The sequence below is a fragment of the Shewanella loihica PV-4 genome (genome assembly GCF_000016065.1).
Classification (GTDB): domain Bacteria; phylum Pseudomonadota; class Gammaproteobacteria; order Enterobacterales; family Shewanellaceae; genus Shewanella; species Shewanella loihica.
The window spans coordinates 2,106,208-2,123,268 of record NC_009092.1 but is presented as its reverse complement, the minus strand read 5'-3'; the positions used below and the strand labels follow the sequence as shown (position 1 = coordinate 2,123,268).

At 52.2% G+C, this 17,061-nt stretch carries 17 protein-coding genes; 11 read left to right on the top strand and 6 right to left on the bottom strand.

Annotated features, from left to right (window positions below; translation table 11 throughout):
- Positions 1-196: 196 nt before the first annotated feature.
- Entirely contained in the window at positions 197-751 is a 555-nt protein-coding gene (locus SHEW_RS09560) for a glycine cleavage system transcriptional repressor (RefSeq protein WP_011865645.1), read from the top strand.
- Positions 748-1,218, top strand: coding sequence for a thioredoxin-dependent thiol peroxidase (bcp, locus tag SHEW_RS09555; protein ID WP_011865644.1), 471 nt, complete (start codon positions 748-750; stop codon positions 1,216-1,218). Before SHEW_RS09560 ends, bcp begins: the two co-directional genes overlap by 4 nt.
- Before the next feature lie 101 nt (positions 1,219-1,319).
- Here bcp and SHEW_RS09550 read toward each other — a convergent pair whose 3' ends face one another.
- Positions 1,320-1,943, bottom strand: coding sequence for a LysE/ArgO family amino acid transporter (locus tag SHEW_RS09550; RefSeq protein ID WP_041406616.1), 624 nt, complete (start codon positions 1,941-1,943; stop codon positions 1,320-1,322).
- A gap of 134 nt (positions 1,944-2,077) precedes the next feature.
- On the opposite strand from SHEW_RS09550, the gene SHEW_RS09545 reads away from it, so the two are divergent.
- On the top strand, positions 2,078-2,965 hold the full coding sequence (locus SHEW_RS09545; RefSeq protein ID WP_011865642.1) for a LysR family transcriptional regulator ArgP: 888 nt from the start codon (positions 2,078-2,080) through the stop codon (positions 2,963-2,965).
- 71 nt (positions 2,966-3,036) lie between these two features.
- Here SHEW_RS09545 and SHEW_RS09540 read toward each other — a convergent pair whose 3' ends face one another.
- On the bottom strand, positions 3,037-4,137 hold the full coding sequence (locus SHEW_RS09540) for an AI-2E family transporter (protein WP_011865641.1): 1,101 nt from the start codon (positions 4,135-4,137) through the stop codon (positions 3,037-3,039).
- Positions 4,138-4,306: 169 nt separating this feature from the next.
- Positions 4,307-4,528, bottom strand: coding sequence for a sulfurtransferase TusA family protein (locus tag SHEW_RS09535; RefSeq protein WP_011865640.1), 222 nt, complete (start codon positions 4,526-4,528; stop codon positions 4,307-4,309).
- Positions 4,529-4,697: 169 nt separating this feature from the next.
- Between SHEW_RS09535 and bepA the strand changes: the two genes are divergently transcribed.
- The 3 genes from bepA (at position 4,698) to SHEW_RS09520 (ending at position 6,976) form a co-directional block, all read left to right on the top strand.
- Positions 4,698-6,155 carry a beta-barrel assembly-enhancing protease gene (gene bepA, locus SHEW_RS09530; RefSeq protein WP_011865639.1) on the top strand — a complete coding sequence of 486 codons (1,458 nt, stop codon included), beginning with the start codon at positions 4,698-4,700 and terminating at the stop codon, positions 6,153-6,155.
- Between the two features lie 87 nt (positions 6,156-6,242).
- Entirely contained in the window at positions 6,243-6,590 is a 348-nt protein-coding gene (gene arsC / locus SHEW_RS09525) for an arsenate reductase (glutaredoxin) (RefSeq protein WP_041406615.1), read from the top strand.
- 14 nt (positions 6,591-6,604) lie between these two features.
- Positions 6,605-6,976 (top strand): DUF2069 domain-containing protein, encoded by a 372-nt coding sequence (locus SHEW_RS09520; protein ID WP_011865637.1) that lies wholly within the window; start codon positions 6,605-6,607, stop codon positions 6,974-6,976.
- A gap of 130 nt (positions 6,977-7,106) precedes the next feature.
- On the opposite strand, the gene hda is transcribed toward SHEW_RS09520, so the two are convergent.
- The gene (gene hda / locus SHEW_RS09515; RefSeq protein ID WP_011865636.1) at positions 7,107-7,817 is read right to left on the bottom strand and encodes a DnaA inactivator Hda; all 711 of its coding nucleotides are present in this window, start codon (positions 7,815-7,817) and stop codon (positions 7,107-7,109) included.
- 90 nt (positions 7,818-7,907) lie between these two features.
- Complete coding sequence (locus SHEW_RS09510; RefSeq protein WP_011865635.1) at positions 7,908-9,038, bottom strand: DUF2066 domain-containing protein; 1,131 nt, start codon at positions 9,036-9,038, stop codon at positions 7,908-7,910.
- A gap of 197 nt (positions 9,039-9,235) precedes the next feature.
- Between SHEW_RS09510 and SHEW_RS09505 the strand changes: the two genes are divergently transcribed.
- Positions 9,236-10,471, top strand: a complete 1,236-nt coding sequence (locus tag SHEW_RS09505) for a uracil-xanthine permease family protein (protein WP_011865634.1) — start codon at positions 9,236-9,238, stop codon at positions 10,469-10,471.
- Between the two features lie 119 nt (positions 10,472-10,590).
- Here the strand turns inward: SHEW_RS09505 and SHEW_RS09500 are convergent, their stop codons facing one another.
- Positions 10,591-10,941: a Grx4 family monothiol glutaredoxin gene (locus SHEW_RS09500; protein ID WP_011865633.1), complete on the bottom strand. Its 351-nt coding sequence runs from the start codon at positions 10,939-10,941 to the stop codon at positions 10,591-10,593.
- A 231-nt stretch (positions 10,942-11,172) separates the two neighbouring features.
- On the opposite strand from SHEW_RS09500, the gene sodB reads away from it, so the two are divergent.
- The 4 genes from sodB (at position 11,173) to SHEW_RS09480 (ending at position 17,004) form a co-directional block, all read left to right on the top strand.
- The gene (sodB, locus tag SHEW_RS09495) at positions 11,173-11,757 is read left to right on the top strand and encodes a superoxide dismutase [Fe] (protein WP_011865632.1); all 585 of its coding nucleotides are present in this window, start codon (positions 11,173-11,175) and stop codon (positions 11,755-11,757) included.
- 455 nt (positions 11,758-12,212) lie between these two features.
- On the top strand, positions 12,213-14,147 hold the full coding sequence (locus SHEW_RS09490; RefSeq protein ID WP_011865631.1) for a PrkA family serine protein kinase: 1,935 nt from the start codon (positions 12,213-12,215) through the stop codon (positions 14,145-14,147).
- A 47-nt stretch (positions 14,148-14,194) separates the two neighbouring features.
- A complete protein-coding gene (locus tag SHEW_RS09485; RefSeq protein WP_011865630.1) occupies positions 14,195-15,463 on the top strand; it encodes a YeaH/YhbH family protein in 1,269 nt (422 codons plus the stop codon).
- 8 nt (positions 15,464-15,471) lie between these two features.
- Positions 15,472-17,004: a SpoVR family protein gene (locus SHEW_RS09480; protein WP_011865629.1), complete on the top strand. Its 1,533-nt coding sequence runs from the start codon at positions 15,472-15,474 to the stop codon at positions 17,002-17,004.
- Positions 17,005-17,061: the final 57 nt, after the last annotated feature.

The window sequence follows — 17,061 nt, the reverse complement described above, 5'->3', positions numbered from 1 at the left end:
GGTAAAAACAAGCATAAGTATCCCTAGATCACAGAGAATGATAACACCGCTCCCCCTAGGTCAAATGTTTGACTCTTTATCACGACAGGGATCTCAAAACTGATAACTTGTGATAGCATAAGCCACCTAAAAAAGGCCGACATTATTCAATCGACGCTTATTTGTACAACGAGTTACCAATCAATGGGGGAATTTCATGTCCAATCATCTGGTCGTTACCGCACTGGGTTCTGATCGTCCTGGTATCGTCAGTAAATTTGCCAGACTCGCAAGCGAATGTGATTGCGATATCGTCGATAGCCGTATGGCCCTCTTTGGTGGTGAGTTTACCTTGATCATGATGATTTCAGGTGCCTGGGCATCGATCACTAAGATGGAAGCCAGCCTCCCAGCTCTGAGTGTCGAGCTTGGCCTGCTAACGGTAATGAAACGCTGCTCTCAGCACACGCCGCCAAACTATGTGTCTCGCCTCGAAGTGACCTTCAACGGTAAAGACCAGCGCGGCACCATGAAGCGTATCACCCAGTTCCTGGCCGATCGTTCACTGGATCTCGCCGCCGTACGCTCCCACGCCGAGGAGACTCCAGACGGTGAGCCGGTGCAGAATGTCTTCCTTACCATCAACGTGCCCGAGAAGGTCGATATCGAAAAACTCGAACAAAATATCGCCGCACTCGCCGAAGAGATGAACCTAAGCTGCCATATCGAACGTATGCAGGGTATCGAAACACAACCTAAGGATGATCTATGAAAACCTTAACCCAGGGCGATAAGGCCCCCGACTTTACCCTACAAAACCAAAATGATGAATCAGTTTCCCTGGCCGATTTTAAAGGCAAGAAAGTTCTCGTTTACTTTTATCCAAGAGCCTCTACACCAGGTTGTACTGTTCAAGCTTGTGGGCTAAGGGACACTAAATCAGAGCTTGATGAACTAAACGTTGTGATTATTGGCATTAGCCCTGATACACCGAAGAAGCTTACAAACTTCACAAACAAGCAGGAGTTGAACTTCACCTTACTCGCGGACGAAGAGCATGCCGTATGCGAAGCTTATGGTGTTTGGCAACTCAAGAAATTCATGGGCCGTGAAAACATGGGCGTGGTGCGCACCTCTTTCCTCATTGATGAAAGCGGCAACATCGAACATATCTTCAATAAGTTCAAAACCAAAGATCACCATGAAGTTGTCTTGAAATATATTCAAGAAAATAGCTAATGCTAGTTAGTCCTCGACAAAAAAAGCCGGCAATGCCGGCTTTTTTATTATCTAAAGATTCGTCAGCTACTAGTTCAACAACCAACTAGCCCATCAATCAATTAGCCCATCATGGCCTTAACATAGGGCCAAAGCAGCGCCGCCGCGATACTCCACATAGTCACAAAAATGAATCTGTCTAAGTAGCACCAGGCCTTTGGTTTTTTAAACAGCGGACTTAAGTACCTGGCACCCAGGCTCAAGGCGAAGAACCACACGAAAGAGGCGAGCACGGCGCCGGCGCCAAACATATGCCTGTCTTGCTGCTCAAACTGAGTGCTGATGCTACCCAGCAAGACAACGGTGTCGAGATACAGATGGGGGTTAAGCAGGCTAATCCCCAGAGTGGTGAGCAGCGCCGCTCGCAGAGTGTCCGCCCCCTGGGTCGAGTCGGTATCCAGTCCCTGAGCATTAAAGGACGCGCGCAGAGCCTGAGCACCATAGACGAGCAAGAAGGCTGCACCCCCGAGGCTGGCGATATCCTTGATTAAGGGAAAAGCCAGGATCAGATGGCCGAGGCCCGCCACGCCTGCGGTGATCATCACGGCATCGATAAAAGAACACAGGGCAGCGATAGGTAAGGAATGGGCGCGCTTTAAGCCTTGCTTTAATACGAAGGCGTTTTGCGCCCCAACGGCGATGATCAGGCTGCCACCAACACCTATCCCCTGAATGAATGCTTGCACGAGAAACTCCAAAATAACCACGACTAGAAAGAGGTCGCAAGCATAGCGAGCTTCTAAAAATAAACCCAACTAATAAATTTAATGTATCATTAGCCAAGCTTATAACCATTAAAAGTAGGAGCTGGGAGAATAGGATGCTGGATTACGCCCACCTGAAAGCCTTGAGCGTGGTGATCGCCGAAGGCGGCTTCGAGCGCGCTGCCAAGGCACTCTTTATCACCCAATCAGCCGTGTCCCAGCGCATCAAGACGTTAGAGGAGAGAGTCGGCCAGACCCTGGTTATTCGCAGTAATCCTGTACAGGCGACCCCCATGGGCAAGCGTCTGCTCAGGCACTACGCCCAGGTAAGCCTGCTGGAGAGCGAACTCAGCGCCGAGATCGACGCCGACGATCCTTCGCTGCCCACAGTGGTGAAGATAGCCGTGAATGCCGACAGCCTGGCCACCTGGTTTCTGCCTGCCCTCGCCGAGCTGTTTAAGCGCCACCGCTGGCTACTGGAGCTAGTTGTCGACGATGAGTCTTACACTCACCATCTGCTGAAAAGCGGCGAGGCTGTAGGCTGCGTGACCACCACAGAGGCGCCGCTTGCAGGCTGCTCCAGCGAATACCTTGGCCAGATGGAGTACCTTTGCGTCGCCACCCAGGACTTTATTCAGGAGTATTTTGCCGATGGTGTAACGCCTAGCCGGTTGCGTCAGGCGCCGGCCGTGGTGTTCTCCACCAAAGATAAGCTACATGAGAAGTTTTTAGGCGAGCATTTTGGCATTGAGCCTGAGCAATGGCGGGAGCATCAGATCCCCTCCTCCGAGAGCTTTCTGGAGGCGATCTTGCTGGGCATGGGTTACGGCCTTGTGGGCCATCTTCAGGCCGAGCCATTGCTGCAAAGCGGCGCGTTAAAACTAATCGCCCCAGATTGCACCATGAAGGTGCCCCTCTATTGGCAACACTGGAACATCAAGGCCAAACAGACCACACTTGTCTACCGCGCCCTGGCGGCGACGGCCAAGCAGGCGTTGAGATAAGCCACAAACACTTTCTATGTATACTTCCACAAAAAAGGAGCCTAGAGGCTCCTTTAACGTTTAAACACAGATCAGACGGCGCCCTGCTCGGCTTCAGTCTTAGACTTTTCCAGCTCAGGCTTATCGGCTTTAGGCCAGGCATTCACCACCGCCTTCACCAGGGAGGCGAGCGGAATGGCGAAGAAGACGCCCCAGACGCCCCAGAGTCCACCGAAGACCAGCACGGCCGCGATAATAAACACAGGGTGAAGGTCCACCGCATCTGAGAACAGTATCGGCACCAGCAGGTTACCATCGAGCGCCTGAATGATGCCGTAGCCCAGCATCAGATAGCCGAATTCCGGGCTTATGCCCCACTGAAAGAAGGCCACCAGGGCGATCGGTAGAGTCACCAGGGTCGCGCCCACATAAGGGATCAACACGGAGAAGCCGGTCAACACCCCGAGCAGCGCGGCGTATCGCAGATCCATGATGGCGAAGAAGATATAACTTGCGGCGCCTATGATGACTATCTCGATCACCTTGCCCCGAATGTAGTTAAAGATCTGCTGATTCATCTCCAGCCACACCTTACGGGCCAAGTCACGATTGGCGGGGATGAAACGCTTGCTGCCGCGAACCAGCTCATCTTTATCCTTGAGGAAGAAGAACACCAGCAGTGGCACTAAGATGGCGTAGACCATGAGCACCAGAAGTGATGCCGAGTAGCCGATCAACTGTTTACCTAGATCCAGTATATGTTGGGTATCCAGCAGCTTCTTGAGCTCGCCCACCGAGGCGTCGAGCTGTTCGACACTTAAAAACTGCGGATACTGCTCGACGAAGCCCTTGAGGGTGATAAAACCTTTATCCAACATGGTAGGGAGATCCGTCACCAGAGCCACCCCCTGACGCCAGATACTGGGCACCAGACCGAAGGTGATCAGCAGCATCACGCCAACAAACAGCACAAGTACCAGCGAGGCCCCCGTGGTGCGGTTGATGCCTATCTTGACCATCTGCGCTACCGGCCATTCAAGCAAAAATGCCAGCACCAGGGCGACCAGTAAGGGCGCCAGGAGCCCGCCGGCAAAATAGATGATCAGGGCGATCCCGAGCAATATCAGCATCAGGGTCACCGCCTGGGGATCACTAAATCTCTCTTTATACCAATTGGTAATGATTGAAAACATCTACTCTTCCTATTTAGAAACCAAGAACCGCCGCTTTGTAAATTAAGCGTTTAGGTCTGCAACATCGAGCATCATGAAAAATAATTAATCGGCGCCTCTGAAGCTAAAGACTCATTTCTATCTAAAGACGCGTTAAGGTCGATATCTAAAGCTCCCCCTGGGCAAAATGTTAGTCGCCTCGGGTTATCGACAACACCAAGATCTCAGCATCGTTTTGTATTTCAACATATTGCCAGTTGGCCTTCTCAAGAAACCTGGGCACATCCTGGCGTGAACCACTGTCTTTAAGCTGTACCCGCAGCACGTCGCCACTGGGCAACTGCTTGAGCGCCATCTTTAGCTTAACTAAGGCCAGGGGACATCGGTAGTGGGTTAAGTCAATAAAAGTCATAATGATCTTGCTAAAGGCAAACTCGGGCTATTATCCTAAGTCTCCAGTGAAACCACAAGCGAACAATGATGGCGAAACGCTCGCCTCATGGGCCAGAGAAACTGAACTAATTGGCCCGATTTGGTTCCAACAAAGCAGACCCAGTTATCTATAAACGCTAAGGATAAGTTTGAGTAAAGTTAACAAAGCAAAATCCCTGGTTGCCGGCGCCTTGTCGATGGCCCTGTTCTCTATCGCCCCCTTAGGCTTTGCCAACAACGATCTGCCAGATCTTGGCACCGCGGCGGTGAACACCTTCAGCCTGGAAAAAGAAAACAGCTATGGCGACGCCTATATGCGGGTGATCCGCTCATCGGCGCCCATGCTTAACGATCCCGTACTCAATCAATACCTGACCGAGCTGGGTAACCGCCTGGTAGCCCACGCAACTGGTGTAAAGACCCCCTTCTATTTCTTCCTGCTTAGAAACGATGAGATCAACGCCTTCGCCTTCTTCGGCGGCCATGTGGGGGTTCATACCGGCTTGTTTCTCAACGCCGATAACGAGAGCCAGCTGGCCTCGGTATTAGGCCACGAGATCACCCACGTGACCCAACGGCACCTGGCGCGTTCTCTCGAGGCGCAGCAGAAGAGCTCTCCGGCGACAATAGCGGGTCTACTAGGCGCTATCTTGCTCACTATTGCCGTGCCTCAGGTGGGCATGGCTGCCATGGCGACGACTCAGGCCTTAGCGACTCAGGCGCAGATCAACTACACCCGCCTGCACGAGAAAGAAGCGGACCGTATCGGCATGCAGATCTTGGTCGACGCTGGCTTCGATCCGAACGGCGCGGCGGACTTCTTCTCTAAGCTGGCCACACGCTATCGTTTTACCACTAAGCCGCCGCAGATGTTGCTGACGCACCCCTTGCCCGAATCGCGAATTGCCGAGGCAAGAAACCGGGCGGCGCAATATCCCCACAGGTATGTGGCCGATAATCTGGATTTTCAGCTAGCCAAGGCGCGTATTCAGGTGCGCTTCTCTAGCTATAGCGAAGAGGCGGCGCTGGCGCTATTTAACGACCAGATAAGAAAGAACAGCTACCAATTTGAAGAGGCGGCCCTGTACGGTAAGGCGCTTGCTCTGCTGCGCGCCGAGAAGGCCAAGGAATCAGAGATCATCATAGACAAATTGCTCGCTAAAGATCCCAATAACCTCTTTTATATCGACACTAAGACAGATCTTCTGCTGGAGCGCCATGAGCATCAACAGGCGATCGATCTGCTGACCCGTGAGCGCAAACTCAAGCCCACCTCTCAAGTGATCAACATCAACCTGGCCAACGCGCTTATCGAAAATGGTAAGGCCAAACAGGCCATTCCCCTGCTGGAAGATATGATCTTCCTCGATAAGCAGAATCAATTGCCGCTACAGTTGCTGAGCGATGCCTACAAGCAGACAGGTAACCGCGCCATGGAGCATTTTGCCAAGGCGGAAACCATGGCGCTGGCGGCAGACTATGATGGCGCCATAGATCAACTCAACTTTGCTTACCGGCTGTCGGAGAAAAATCCGCTGCAACTGGCTAAGATCGAGGCCAGGATCCGTCAGTTCAAACAGTCGAAGAAACAACTCGAACTGCTTTAAACCAATAAAGGTGAGCCAAGGCCCTGTGACTCGGCTCACCTTTTGCAGTAGAATGGCGGCAAATTTCTAGATATGGATAGAACTGCCATGACGCAAGTAAGCATAATTCATAACCCTCGTTGCTCTAAAAGCCGCCAAACCCTGGCGCTGCTGGAAGAGAAAGCCTGCGATATCCAAGTGATCGAATACCTCAAGACGCCACTGACCAAGGTGGAGATCCGCAGCATCTTAGATAAGCTTGGCCTAGCGCCGCGTGAGCTGATGCGCACCAAGGAAGAGGAATACAAGGCGTTGAACCTGGCCGACGTCACCGACGACGAGGCGCTTATCCAGGCCATGGTAGACACCCCTAAGCTGATCGAGCGTCCTATCGTGCTGGCTAACGGTAAGGCGGCAATTGGTCGCCCTCCAGAAAACGTACTGGCCATTCTGTAAGGCTGAGAGTCGAAATGAGCTCAAAGACACTGTTTCAAATTAGCCGCGCCGCCTATGTGGCGCTGCTGCTGTTGATGACCGCCTGGTTTGGCAATCAGGGATTGACCGGACAATATTCGCTGATCTTCAGCCTGCTGTGGATCTTGCCCCTGCTGGCGCCGCTTAAGGGGATCTTAACCGGTCAGCCCTACACCTATGCCTGGGCAAGTTTCATCATCTGCCTCTATATGTTGCACGGCCTGACCCTGCTCTATGTCACCGAGACGGCGCTGGTCTTCGCCATCTGCGAGGTGGCGCTGCTGAGCCTCTTGATGATCACTTTGCCCTTCTACGCGCGCATTCGCGGTCGCGAATTGGGCCTGGGACTGAAGAAGCGCAAGAAATAGATGGCTAGATAAACAGGCATCTAACGCAAAAGGCACCAATAAGGTGCCTTTTTTGTGGTAAGTCGTTAACGACTTGATATCCTGATAGCTAAAATGCTGACCGTTAAAGCGCTAGCAATTAAGACAGACGCTACAGGCGCAGCATCTCTTTCACGAAGGGAATGGTGAGCTTACGCTGATGGACAAGTGATGCCTTGTCCAGGCGATCGAGCACATCGAACAGGGTACGCAGATCCCGCGCCAGACGATTGAGCAGGAAGCGCCCCACATCTTCCGGCAGCTGTAATCCGCGCATCGCGGCCCTGCGTTGCAGCGCCGCCAGTTTCTCCTCATCGGCCATAGGCTGTAGCTGATAGGTCAGCCCCCACTGCATACGAGACACCAGATCCGGCAGGGCAAATCCTGCATCGCTTGCCGTTGCGCTGGCGCTCACCACCAGGGCGCAGCGCTTATGTTCCGCCACCCGGTTATAAAGATCGAACAGCGCCTCCTCCCATAGAGGATGCCCCGCAATGGCATCTACATCATCGATGCAGACGAGATCTAACTGTTCCAGACCCTCTAGCAGTTCGGTGGAGATGCTGGCGTGTATGCCAAGCGGTAGATAGAAGCTGCTGCGATTGAGCTCATTGGCTCTGGCACAGGTAGCGTGCATCAGATGGGTACGCCCTGCCTTGACCGGGCCCCATAGGTACACGGCCTTGTTGGCCCGCCCTTCGGCAGATGCCTGCAGGCTCAGGATCAGCTCGTCGTTACCGGCCGCGGGATAATAACTGTTAAAGGTCTCATCATCGGGCAGATAGACGGGTAAAGAAAGTTGTACCGGTGAATGGGGTGACACGTATAGGGATCTCGATCTTATCTTGTGACTGTATTGCCTGGGCGGCCTAATTTAGCACTCAGCAAATTACCATTAGGCGCCCAGCTTACCTTAACGTCCTTGCCAAATATACTCGTGGCGTGGAGTCTGTGACGATGATAACGGATCCACCCTCTCATCGACGCCCATTTGCGACTGCAGGTTGAGCTGATCCGTGCTATTTGACTGCTCCAGGCTGCGGATCTTAGGCTCCAGGCTTATCAAACGATACAGATCTTCTTCGCTGCCAAAGAGCTGTAAGGAAAACTCGGCGGTTATCCCCTGCAGCTTAGTCAGCGACACAGACTTAACCGCACTGAGCTGATACAGGTATTTCTCAATCTCCAGCAGCTGCTGACGGTTGGTGATCTCGACGAATGTCAGCTGAGTGCTGTTCGCCTCGCCGCTATCGGCAATGGCGTAGCGCTCCACATAATATTGACTGATCGCCTCGAAGATCGCCGTTACCGCCGCGTCCATATCGGCAACCTGAGCCGATTGTGTGGTCAAGGGGTTAAACAGCGGCTGCTCGCTAGCCGCTGGGAAGAGGGACAACTGATAGCTCACCTGGCCATCTGGCTGATTATCCAGCGACACCATGGCAAAGTAGTCACTGCCATAGCGTTGACTGGCCTTAGCCACGGTATCGGCAAACATGCCGCGCACGTCAGTGACGCTGATGGCCATGGAATCATCGAGATCCATCATAGGCAGTAGCATGGGCACGCCGCGCGTCTGCGACATTTTGGCGATCAGGCTACGGCTCTCCAGCACTGAGGAGTCGTTGAGTAGCTCACGCTTGCCTTCATTCTCCTGAGCTAGCCACAACAGCGTCAGTGGACGCTGCTTGCCCCAAACCGGTAGCTGAGCCTGACGCAGTAGGCTGATGATCTTGCTGTGATCGAATGAAGCCTGCAGGAACTGCTCACCGCCCAGCTCCTGGTAGCCAAACTGACGAATATAAGCGGTTGGTTCGGCAATGGCCTGGGCCACCAAAGGCGCGCTGAGAGCGGCGCGATCGCCGGTATTTTTCAATACCACCTCTTGCATCGCCTGGCTTAGCGCCTGATTCTTTACCTGCTGGCTGCGATCGGCGATCTTAATCGCACTCCTGTCCAGCTCGGTCACCTCGACGGCGGCAACATTCAGACTCGCGGCGCAAAACGTACCGGCAAGCACCACAGAAAAAAGACTCTTAAACATCCGTATCTATATCTATTCACGAATACAATGGCGGCAGTGTAACACATAAGCCTTGGCCATGCCTGTCTGCAAACGTCGTCAAATTCGCTTTTTTCAATGGCTTTAATGAGGCAAGCCGGAGAATGTGATCAAGTTAAGTGCAAATATGCTAGCAAGACGTTAACATTGTGCGGTTTAGCCATAAAAAGAGAATAACAATGAAACGTTTAGCAATCCCCCTACAGGGCGCGCAAATGCTGTTTGTCGCCTTTGGCGCCTTAGTATTGATGCCGCTGTTAACCGGGCTCGATACCAACGTCGCCCTCTTTACCGCCGGCATTGGCACCTTGCTCTTTCAGCTCGTGACCAAACGCCAAGTCCCCATCTTCCTCGCCTCCTCCTTCGCCTTCATCGCTCCCATCCTCTACGGTGTACAAACCTGGGGGATCCCCGCGACCATGGGCGGCCTGATGGCAGCAGGATGCGTCTACCTGGTGCTGGCCACCCTGGTAAAATTCAGAGGTGATGCTTTCATCAAGAGACTGCTGCCACCGGTAGTTGTCGGCCCTGTGATTATCGTGATCGGTCTGGGTCTGGCGCCGGTTGCCGTTAACATGGCGCTCGGTAAGAGCGGCGATGGCGGACTGGTTCTGGTCGACCCGGAGCATGCCTTAATCATCTCCCTCGCCTCGCTGCTGACCACCATAGCGGTGGCGATCTTTGCCAAGGGAATCGTTAAGCTAATGCCAATCTTGGCGGGCATCATAGTGGGTTATGGTCTCAGCCTCTTCTTCGGCGTAGTCGACTTTGCCCCAGTCGCCCAGGCAAGCTGGTTGGCCATGCCTAACTTTGTGGCGCCTGAATTTAACTGGCACGCCATCGCCTTCATGATCCCCGTGGCCATCGCCCCGGCTGTCGAGCATATCGGCGACATACTAGCGATCTCAAACGTCACAGGTAAAGACTATATGAAGAAGCCTGGCCTGCACCGCACCCTGAGCGGTGACGGTATCGCGACCATAGCAGCATCGGCGCTCGGCGGCCCACCAAACACCACTTACTCTGAGGTAACTGGCGCGGTGACGCTGACCAAGGCCTTCAACCCAGCTATCATGACCTGGACCGCCATCACCGCCATTCTGCTGGCCTTTATCGGCAAGCTCGGCGCGCTTATGCAGACCATCCCCGTACCTGTGATGGGCGGCATAATGTGTTTGCTGTTCGGCTCAATCGCCGCCGTCGGTCTGAACTCACTGATCAAGAATCATGTGGATCTTAGCGAGCCAAGAAACCTCTGCATCGTCGGTGTCACCCTGGTCTTTGGTATCGGCGGCATGGCATTTGGTATCGGCTCTTTCAGCCTCACGGGGATCAGCCTTTGCGGTATTGTGGCCATCACCATGAACCTCCTGTTGCCCGAGACCCACGCCCGTCAGGAGCAGGAAGTCGCCTAAGGATCTCTGGACAGTCAGCATGCTTGATGCATGGATTTTAGACACAAAAAAGCCCTTCATTTGAAGGGCTTTTTCTTATCGGGTAGGAAGGATTCACCTTCCGCTTGGCTCAATTAAGATTAAGCCTCACCCTCTTGATCTGCATATTTAGCAGCCGTATCGGCGATCAGAGTCTGTAGCTCACCCTTCTGATACATCTCGGTCAGGATGTCGCAACCACCAATTAGCTCGCCTTCAACCCAAAGCTGTGGGAAGGTTGGCCAGTTTGCATATTTAGGCAGCTCGGCACGGATATCGGGATGCTGCAAAATATCAACATAGGCAAATTGAGCACCGCAGTTAATCATGATCTGCGCCACTTGCGAAGAAAATCCACAGCTAGGTAGCTTAGGAGACCCTTTCATGTAAACGATGATAGGATTTTCAGCGATTTGCTGTTTGATTTTTTCTACAGTTTCGTTTGTGTCCATCTTCTTTCCTAAATTTTGCAGCAAAGCTACGTCAACAAATTTAGCCTATTGTACGCTAGGTTCACAGATAACGAAAACCTACTTTTTTCAGGGTTATTCACTGAGTTAGGTTATCGATTGAATTAATCTAAAAAATCAAACAAACAATGATTCACATCACAACTTTATCAGGTAGAATGTGCCTCTGTGAGCAAACCTAAAAAGACAATTGAATGTCAATGGAGAAAAAACATGGCTTTTGAATTACCAGCACTGCCTTATGCGAAGAACGCACTCGAGCCCCATATTTCCCAGGAAACCATCGAGTATCACTATGGTAAGCATCACAACACCTATGTAGTGAAACTAAATGGTCTTGTTGAAGGTACTGAACTTGCCGAAAAGAGCCTAGAAGAGATCGTTAAGACTTCTACTGGCGGCATCTTCAACAACGCAGCTCAAATCTGGAACCACACTTTCTACTGGAACTGTCTAGCACCTAACGCTGGCGGCGCAGCCACTGGCGACATCGCCGCAGCTATCGACGCAGCCTTCGGTTCTTTCGATGCATTCAAGGCACAGTTCACCGATGCAGCCGTTAACAACTTCGGTAGCGCTTGGACTTGGTTAGTGAAGAAAGCTGACGGTAGCCTGGCCATCGTTAACACTAGCAACGCTGCTACCCCACTGACTGACGAAGGTGTTACACCACTTCTGACTGTTGACGTTTGGGAGCACGCTTACTACATCGATTACCGTAACGTACGTCCTGACTACATGGCGGCGTTCTGGAACCTGGTTAACTGGGAATTCGTTAACAGCAACTTCGCTGCTTAATCAAATTCAACCGGATTTGAAAAGGAGCCTCCCGGCTCCTTTTTTATTGCCCGGCAAAAACCTTAGCCCCTTACGCTAACCCAGGCTAGCAACGCGTTTCAAGCAACTTAAATGAGTTAAGTTCATTGCTAAGTAACCGATATCGCCCGCACATTACCCACTCAAGAATGCACTCAAATACACACTCAACTTCTGTTGAAAATGATCTCTCAAATTCGATGTCTCATGCCCTTGCTTACCCTCCTTTCCTCGATAGCTAAGCAACCCCAAGGCGCCCGAAGCAAACTAGCCTAGACAAGCCACTACAGTTGCAACAATTGCAATTGCAACTGTTTGTCATTGTTTTTATTGTCTTTTTTGATACCCAGATCTCGTTTAGAGACTATTATTAGTAGTAGGTCACTGATTTTCAGTTGTCCCTTAAGACATATCGTTGGCTTTTCAGGGGGTGGAACATGGGCATTTTCGAGCATTATCAACAGCGCTATGAAAAAAAATTAGACGAAGAGTATTCACTGCAAGAGTTTCTGGCTATCTGTAAAGAGGACAGGATCGCCTACGCATCGGCGGCCGAGCGACTGCTTACGGCTATCGGTAAGCCGGAGGTCATAGACACCTCTAAGGATCCGATCCTTAGCCGCATCTTCTCCAACAGGCTTATCTCTCGCTATCCCGCCTTTAAAGATTTTTACGGCATGGAAGACTCTATCGAGCAGATCGTCGCCTACCTCAAACATTCGGCCCAAGGGCTAGAAGAATCGAAACAGATCCTCTATCTGCTAGGCCCTGTGGGGGGCGGTAAGTCCTCCTTGGCCGAGAAGCTCAAATCATTGATGCAGAGAGTGCCCATCTATGTGCTGAGCGCCAATGGCCAACGCAGCCCAGTCAACGACCATCCCTTCTGTCTGTTCAATCCGGAGGAAGATGGGGAGCTGCTTAAGAACGAATACAACATACCCGAGCGCTACCTAAAGACCATAATGTCACCCTGGGCGGTGAAGCGCCTGCATGAGTTTGGCGGCGATATCTCCCAGTTCAAGGTGGTCAAGGTCTTCCCCGCCATCCTAGATCAGATTGGGATAGCTAAGACAGAGCCAGGCGATGAGAACAATCAGGATATCTCATCGCTCGTCGGTAAGGTGGATATTCGTCAGCTGGAGCACTACGCCCAGCATGATGCCGATGCCTACTCCTACTCGGGCGCCTTGTGCCGTGCCAACCAAGGCCTCATGGAGTTCGTCGAGATGTTTAAGGCGCCAATCAAGGTGCTGCACCCCTTGCTGACCGCCACCCAGGAGGGTAACTACAACGGCACAGAAGGCCTATCGGCCCTGCCCTTCAACGGCATCATTCTGGCGCACTCCAACGAGTCGGAATGGACCAGCTTTAGAAACAACAAGACCAACGAGGCCTTCTTAGATAGGGTCTACATAGTCAAGGTGCCTTATTGCCTCAGGGTGTCAGAAGAGATCCAGATCTACGAGAAACTGCTCACCAACTCTGAGTTGGCTCAGGCGCCATGCGCGCCTTATACCCTAGAGACGCTGGCCCAGTTTAGCGTACTGTCGCGCATCAAGGCGCCGGAAAACTCTTCCATCTACTCTAAGATGCGGGTCTATGATGGCGAGAGCCTGAAAGATACCGATCCTAAGGCCAAGTCTTATCAGGAGTATCGCGACTATGCCGGTGTGGATGAAGGGATGCAGGGGCTCTCTACCCGCTTCGCCTTTAAGATCCTCTCTAAGGTGTTTAACTTCGATCACAGCGAGATCGCCGCCAACCCTGTGCACCTCTTCTATGTGCTGGAGCGCCAAATCGAGCAGGAACAGTTCCCCGCCGAGACGGCCGAGCGCTATATGGAGTTCCTAAAAGGCTACCTCACCCCTAAATATATCGAGTTCATCGGTAAAGAGATCCAGACCGCCTACCTGGAATCCTATTCGGAATATGGCCAGAACATCTTCGATCGCTATGTCACCTACGCCGACTTCTGGATCCAGGATCAGGAGTACCGGGATCCTGAGACAGGCCAGCTGTTCGATCGTGCCGCCCTCAACGCCGAGCTTGAGAAGATAGAGAAGCCTGCGGGGATCAGTAACCCGAAAGATTTCCGCAATGAGATCGTCAACTTCGTACTGCGCGCCAGGGCCAACAACGAAGGCTCTAACCCTCTGTGGACCAGCTATGAGAAGCTGCGTACCGTCATCGAGAAAAAGATGTTCTCCAACACGGAAGATCTGCTGCCGGTTATCTCATTCAATACCAAGACCTCGACAGACGATCAGCGTAAGCACGACGATTTCGTCAATCGCATGATGGAGAAAGGCTACACCAAGAAACAGGTCAGACTCTTGTCTGAGTGGTATTTACGGGTTCGTAAATCATCTTGATACCCGTACACGGGGAGTTTGCTCCCCGCTAGTCTTGGGAGGTGCGCATGGCTAATTTTATCGATAGAAGATTGAATACTAAGGGAAAGAGTACAGTCAATCGTCAACGTTTTATCAACCGCTATAAGCAACAGATCAAGAAGGCCGTCAGTGACGCCGTGACCCGGCGCAGCGTGACCGACATAGATAAAGGCGAGAAGATCAGCATCCCGACACGGGATATTAGCGAGCCCACCTTTCATCAGGGGCAAGGGGGCATGCGCGAGCGGGTGCATCCGGGCAACGATCAATTCTCCCGCGGCGATAAGGTTGAGCGTCCGCACCAGGGCGGCGGCCAGGGCAGCGGTCAGGGGGACGCGTCTAACTCAGGCGAGGGCCAGGACGATTTCGTATTTCAGATCTCCAAAGATGAATATTTGGAACTGTTGTTTGAAGATCTCGAACTCCCCAACCTGCAGCGCAATCGCCTCAATAAACTGGTGGAGTATCAAACCTATCGCGCCGGTTTTACCAATGATGGCGTGCCCGCCAACATCAACATCATTCGCTCGCTGCGCTCATCCCTGGCACGTCGGATCGCCATGTCCTCCTCGAAGAAGGCGCTGCTGAAAGAGCTTAAGGCAGAGCTAGAGGCCCTAGAGCAGACTCCCGGTTCGGAGGCGGAGAAGATCATCGCCCTGAAGGAGCAGATAGCGGAGCTTGAGGCCAAGATTGCCAAGGTACCCTTTATCGACACCTTCGATCTCAGGTACAACAATTTCGCCAAGCGCGAGGTGCCCTCGAGCCAGGCAGTGATGTTCTGTCTCATGGATGTGTCTGGCTCTATGGATCAGGCCACCAAAGATATGGCCAAACGCTTCTATATCCTGCTCTATCTGTTTCTCACCCGCACCTATAAGAATCTGGAGGTGGTCTACATACGGCACCACACCCAGGCCAAAGAGGTGGATGAGCACGAGTTTTTCTACTCCCAGGAAACCGGCGGCACCATAGTATCCAGTGCGCTCAAGCTGATGCATGAGATCCAGCGTGAGCGCTATCCAGAGAGCGAGTGGAACATCTATGCGGCCCAGGCATCGGATGGCGACAACTGGGCCGATGACTCCCCTACCTGCCGCCAGATCCTCGAGCGTAAGTTGCTGCCCGTGGTGCGTTACTTTAGCTATATCGAGATCACCAACCGCGCCCATCAAACCCTGTGGCGAGAATACGAAGGACTACAGAAGACTCACGATAATATTGCAGTTCAGCACATTAAACAGGCCGAGGACATTTACCCTGTATTTAGAGAACTGTTTAAGAAACAAGCTGTTTAGGGGGCCTTATGAGTTCAAAAAAGAAGCGCACTGTATTAAATGACGGCCCGGACTGGACCTTCGAGCTGTTGGAATCTTATCTTACCGAGATAGAGCGGGTGGCGGATCACTACCGTCTGGATACTTATAAGAACCAGATTGAGGTGATCACCGCCGAGCAGATGATGGATGCCTATGCGGGGATCGGCATGCCCATAGGCTATACCCATTGGTCCTTTGGTAAGAAGTTTATCGAAACAGAGCAAGGCTATAAGCGTGGCCAGATGGGGCTGGCCTACGAGATAGTGATCAACTCTGATCCTTGTATCGCCTACTTGATGGAGGAGAATACTATTACCATGCAGGCGCTAGTGATGGCGCACGCCTGTTTCGGCCACAACAGCTTTTTTAAGAGCAACTATCTGTTTAAGACCTGGACCGACGCCAGCTCTATCATCGACTATCTGGTGTTTGCCAAAAACTATGTCAGGGAGTGTGAGGAGCGCTATGGTGAGGAGCAGGTAGAGTTAGTACTGGACTCTTGCCACGCCCTGATGAACTACGGCGTCGATCGCTACAAGCGCCCTAGCGAGATCTCACTCAAAGAGGAAAAGGTACGCCAGAAAGAGCGTGAGGCCTACCTGCAGAGCCAGGTGAACGATCTTTGGCGCACCATCCCCCTGACGCCGGACACCCAAAAGCAGCAGAGCGCCCCCAATTTTCCCGCCGAGCCCCAGGAGAATATCCTCTACTTCATCGAGAAGAATGCCCCCCTACTCGAGCCCTGGCAGAGAGAAATAGTGCGGATCGTGCGTAAGATGGGGCAATATTTCTATCCTCAGAGACAGACCCAGGTGATGAACGAAGGATGGGCCACCTTTTGGCACTACACGATCCTCAACCACCTCTACGACGAGGGGCTGGTCTCCGACCGCTTCATGATAGAGTTTTTGAAAAACCACACCAATGTGATCGCCCAGCCAAGCTATAACAGCCCCTACTACTCAGGCATCAACCCCTATGCGCTGGGCTTTAACATGTTTGTCGACATTCGCCGCATCTGCGAGTCGCCCACCGAAGAGGATAAACGTTGGTTTCCCGATATCGCCGGCAGAAACTGGCTCGATACCCTGCACTTCGCCATGGAAAACTTTAAAGACGAGAGCTTTATCAGCCAATATATGTCGCCTAACATCATTCGCCAGTTCAAGTTTTTCAGTATTCTGGACGATGACAAGAAAAACTATCTCAGTATTTCGGAGATCCATGACGATCTGGGTTACCAGGAGATCCGCCAAACACTGTCCCAGCAGTACAATCTGTCTAACCTTGAGCCCAACATTCAGGTGCAGAGCGTTGCCATCTCTGGCGATCGCTCGTTGACGCTGCGCTACATCCCCATCAATCGCATTCCATTGGATAAGAGCTGCCAGCAAGTGGTCAAACACCTACACAGGCTCTGGGGCTTTAATGTTACCTTGGAAGAGATTAACGATCAGGGCGAGCCTATCGTGATTGCCAGTTGTCCGGAAAAGCTCTCGGAATCTGATCCTGCGGCATAGAGGGATAGGAAAAGAAGGGAATGGGTAAATAGGGATACGGGAAATAAAGGCATAAAA

What these genes read in the sequence shown, in the direction of transcription:
- SHEW_RS09560 (WP_011865645.1), top strand. Translation starts at nt 197, where the DNA reads ATGTCCAATCATCTGGTCGTTACCGCACTGGGTTCTGATCGTCCTGGT.
- bcp (WP_011865644.1), top strand. Translation starts at nt 748, where the DNA reads ATGAAAACCTTAACCCAGGGCGATAAGGCCCCCGACTTTACCCTACAA.
- SHEW_RS09545 (WP_011865642.1), top strand. Translation starts at nt 2,078, where the DNA reads ATGCTGGATTACGCCCACCTGAAAGCCTTGAGCGTGGTGATCGCCGAA.
- SHEW_RS09540 (WP_011865641.1), bottom strand. Translation starts at nt 4,137, where the DNA reads ATGTTTTCAATCATTACCAATTGGTATAAAGAGAGATTTAGTGATCCC.
- SHEW_RS09535 (WP_011865640.1), bottom strand. Translation starts at nt 4,528, where the DNA reads ATGACTTTTATTGACTTAACCCACTACCGATGTCCCCTGGCCTTAGTT.
- arsC (WP_041406615.1), top strand. Translation starts at nt 6,243, where the DNA reads ATGACGCAAGTAAGCATAATTCATAACCCTCGTTGCTCTAAAAGCCGC.
- SHEW_RS09520 (WP_011865637.1), top strand. Translation starts at nt 6,605, where the DNA reads ATGAGCTCAAAGACACTGTTTCAAATTAGCCGCGCCGCCTATGTGGCG.
- SHEW_RS09510 (WP_011865635.1), bottom strand. Translation starts at nt 9,038, where the DNA reads ATGTTTAAGAGTCTTTTTTCTGTGGTGCTTGCCGGTACGTTTTGCGCC.
- SHEW_RS09505 (WP_011865634.1), top strand. Translation starts at nt 9,236, where the DNA reads ATGAAACGTTTAGCAATCCCCCTACAGGGCGCGCAAATGCTGTTTGTC.
- SHEW_RS09500 (WP_011865633.1), bottom strand. Translation starts at nt 10,941, where the DNA reads ATGGACACAAACGAAACTGTAGAAAAAATCAAACAGCAAATCGCTGAA.
- sodB (WP_011865632.1), top strand. Translation starts at nt 11,173, where the DNA reads ATGGCTTTTGAATTACCAGCACTGCCTTATGCGAAGAACGCACTCGAG.
- SHEW_RS09490 (WP_011865631.1), top strand. Translation starts at nt 12,213, where the DNA reads ATGGGCATTTTCGAGCATTATCAACAGCGCTATGAAAAAAAATTAGAC.
- SHEW_RS09485 (WP_011865630.1), top strand. Translation starts at nt 14,195, where the DNA reads ATGGCTAATTTTATCGATAGAAGATTGAATACTAAGGGAAAGAGTACA.
- SHEW_RS09480 (WP_011865629.1), top strand. Translation starts at nt 15,472, where the DNA reads ATGAGTTCAAAAAAGAAGCGCACTGTATTAAATGACGGCCCGGACTGG.